The following is a 2,878-nucleotide window of genomic DNA, read 5'->3' on the forward strand; positions in this document are numbered from 1 at the left end:
CAATGTTGTCTTATTTGTCTTCACTTATTCTGCCCGCCGCTTGCGAAAGTAGTAGGGCGGAGCCTCCCCGTAATACACCCCTTCCTGCCTCCCCCTATCGGGGAGGTAGTGCGAGGCGGTCAAAGCAACTCAAATTTAAATATAATAAACAGAGCCTCTGCTTCCCCCTCTCCAGTGGAGAGGGTTGGGGTGAGGTGTATTATTCNGAGGTGTATTATTCATCTTTCCATCTCTCCAGTCTCCTCCCCATTTGGGGGAGGCCGGGAGGGGGTGGCTTAAAAATTACTTTTATGAAAACAACCTGCACACAACAGAGTAAGCGAAGGCTATTGCCGTTGCTTCTCTTTGCAATGCTGCTTTTTGGTTCCGGGCTGCGCGCCCAGGTGACCGTAGGGGAAGGCAAATCCCCCGAGAATTATTCCATCCTGGAGGTCGTCTCCGGCAGTAGCAACACCGGAGGCCTGCGCCTTCCCCACCTGAGTACCGCACAGCGCAACGCGCTCAAAGACGGTGCTATAGGCTCGGCCTTCACCTCCGACCCTAACAGGGCGACACCCTTCCTCTACGAAGGGCTGACTATCTACAACACCGATACCCGCTGTGTGGAGTACTACAACGCCCAGCGCTGGATAAGCATGTGCGACGGTACCAGCCAGATGGAGATCAGCCCCAAGCCGTGTACCGATGTTGAGGCAGACGGTACGGGCTGTGACGATGAATTTGAAATCACCGACCCCGATTGTGTAAACGGGCCTTTCACCTTTGCCGTGCTGACGGGTGCCGATTACCTCTCGCTGACGGAAACGGACGAAACGGCGGGGACATTCCGCGTCTCGTTCGAGGCCAATAACTCTACCAAGCCCCGTTCGGCGGTGGTACGGGTGACCAGTAGCTGTACGGGCTTATACAAAGACTTCCTGTTCAGCCAGCTGGGACAAAGCTGCGACCCTTCTTTGGGAACAGCACCTGCCATCAACAGCAAGCCTTCGGGTAAGGCCATCTCATTCTGCGCCGGAGGAGCCGTGTACCTGTGGGTAGACCCTGCAACATCAAACCTCGACGAACTGATATGGACACGCAACAACATAGAGATCGCCCGCGGGGTAAACTACATTACCGTCACACAGGCGGGAGTATACGATATCTGGATGGGACTGATAGGCTGCGGGCAAAAAGCAGGCAATGCCGTTACTGTGAGCAAGGACGGTACGGGAGCCCCTGCGCCCGTAGCTATCGTAGTGCGTGGCAACAATGGTATGGTATGCGATGCCAATGGCACCACCACCCTGATAGCCTCCAACCCATCGGGAACAGGCACCGTTGTCTGGTTCAAGGACGGGCAGGACTCGGGGCTTACAGGCACTGAGATACAGGCAGGCGTAGGCGACTGGTTTGCCGTGGTGAATGATGGTACATGCTACTCTACCCCGAGCGAAACGGTAACCGTATCGGTAGACCCTAATACGGGAGCAGACCTTATTACCCCTGTTATTGCCAAGCCTGCCGCTTTCTGCGCGGGAGGCAGCGTACAGCTATCGGTAAGCAATGTGCAGCCGGGCTATACCTACACATGGTACGAAAACAATACACAGATAGGCACAGGACAAAATATACTGTACACCGTACCTGCCACGGGCAGCAGCTTTGTGCTTCGCTGCCGGGCTACCATGAGCAGCAGCTGTGCGGCCGAAGCCATCGGCACGGAAACCATCACTACGGGAACAATACCACAACGCCCGAATATCACAGGCGATAAGGTGCTCTGCTCGGGCGTGGCTACGCTCAATGCCGTACCTTCGGGCGCGGGTACATATACCTACCAGTGGTACAAAGACGGGCAGCCATACGCCACCACCAAGAGTATTACGGTAAGCACCGGCGGCGAATACTCGGTAACGGTGACCGAAACCGGAGGCTGTACCAGCCCGGCTGCAACGATAACCCTCTCGAACGAAAGTTCGGCTGTGCCAACGGTGACACTGAACCGCAGCGCCGAAGAACCCAACAAGGGCGATGTGGTAACCTATACGGCCGATATCAACTTTGGTCCTGCTACGTCTTACAAATGGACGGTGACAGGCGATGCCACCATACAGTCGGGTGGAGGCAATACCTCGTTTGCAGTGGTCAAGTTCAGTGCTACAGGCACGGCTGCCACCACCACCGTAAAGGTAGAGGTAAGCAATGCCTGCGGTACGGGTATCGGACAACATGCGGTAACCTTGAAAGACGATTGCGTAAGCCCTATAAGTGTATCGCCAAGTGCGGACAGCAAGCAGACCACCTTTGTAAATACGGAAGTGACGCTGGGTAAGGTATCGGCAAGCTTCGCATCGGGCGCGCCTACCGTATCGTACCAGTGGTACCGCAGCGCGAACGGCGGCACTACCTATACCAAACTAAGCGGTGAAACAAGCAATAGCTGCATAGTCAAAGAACCGGCAGCAGGCACCTACAAATACTACTGTGAGGTAGGCAACGGCAGTGGCTGTGCAGGCAGCACGCCGATGAACTCGGGGGTATATACTGTGGATGTGGTAGAAAATATGGCTATAGGTAAAGGTACGTTCATCGGGATTACCTGCTTCGATGTGGTTGAAAGCAACTTTGGCGATGGTTGCGGGACACAAGCCAGCCGTACCTCGCAGAAGGCTGACTTCAGCAAACCGGCTACCAATACGCAGACTTATACCTTCAAGACCAACGGCACGGACAAGGTAAGTAATATCCGCTTTATCCACGTCAATACCAACGGTGACATTATCGAAGATATCACTCCCGGTAGTACATCGTGGGCAACGGGAACCGACCTGAGCGGTACATTCACCGTATCGGTAAAATACCGTGACGACCTGAACAAGCCAAGTGCCGAGAACGG

General features: G+C 54.8%; 1 protein-coding gene. It reads left to right on the forward strand.

Annotation, left to right across the window (positions count from 1 at the left end; translation table 11 throughout):
- Positions 1-290: 290 nt before the first annotated feature.
- A partial coding sequence (locus D0T84_RS21985) for a hypothetical protein (protein ID WP_163310057.1) occupies positions 291-2,878 on the forward strand: 2,588 nt, incomplete at its 3' end.

The organism is Dysgonomonas sp. 521 (assembly GCF_010501055.1).
GTDB lineage: Bacteria > Bacteroidota > Bacteroidia > Bacteroidales > Dysgonomonadaceae > Dysgonomonas.